Source organism: Amycolatopsis sp. WAC 04182 (assembly GCF_003947465.1).
Classification (GTDB): domain Bacteria; phylum Actinomycetota; class Actinomycetes; order Mycobacteriales; family Pseudonocardiaceae; genus Amycolatopsis.
In genome coordinates, this window is the sequence record NZ_QHJJ01000065.1 from 1 (window position 1) to 636 (window position 636).

At 72.3% G+C, this 636-nt stretch carries 2 protein-coding genes; one reads left to right on the plus strand and one right to left on the minus strand.

All coding sequences use genetic code 11. The features are described 5' to 3' along the window. The first annotated feature begins 86 nt into the window (after positions 1–86). On the plus strand, positions 87–407 hold the full coding sequence (locus DMH01_RS42540; RefSeq protein ID WP_125685099.1) for a hypothetical protein: 321 nt from the start codon (positions 87–89) through the stop codon (positions 405–407). Positions 408–449: 42 nt separating this feature from the next. On the opposite strand, the gene DMH01_RS42895 is transcribed toward DMH01_RS42540, so the two are convergent. Then, positions 450–636: hypothetical protein (locus tag DMH01_RS42895; RefSeq protein WP_199745859.1), on the minus strand; the 187-nt coding region annotated here is incomplete at its 5' end.

Consider the following 636-nt stretch of genomic DNA (forward strand, 5'->3'; position numbering starts at 1 on the left):
GCGCCACCGACACGTCCGAAACCTTCGACGCCGCATTCAACCGGCTCGGCCGGGTCGGACACCGGTTCCCCGACGAGGAGTAGGCCGTGTCCAGCCGCCAATGGGCAGCCACCCGCGACGCCTCCGGCTACGACCGGCCCGACGTCCGCACGATGAAGCGGTACCACTTCGCCCACGTCGGCAAGCCCTTCCGCACCGGCCAGCCCATGAACCCCGTGGCGGTCTCGATGAGCGCCGTCTGCTCCGGCGCCCTGCTCGACGAGAACGGCGCCATCCCTGCCCGCGACGTCGAACCGCGGCTCCGATGCCGACGTCTCGCCTGCCGCAACGCCTGGAAGGACGCGGAATCGGATGCGGGACCACCGCCTGCGAACAGGGTCTTGAACGGGTCGTGCCCGCCGGCCTGACCGTGCGCCGTGCTGGTCCGCACGGGCAGGCCGGAGCGGACGCTACGCCTCACCCGCTGGCCGGACCGCGTTCTTGTGCACCAGCTGCCGCACCGGGAGCGTCGTCCTCCCGTTGCTCGACACGAGCGTCAGGTCGACCAGCGCCCACCAGTCCCCGGTGGACGACATGACCCACGCCTGGAGCAGCCCGCGGACACGGCCGCCGCCGACGCCGTACGCCCGGCACCAG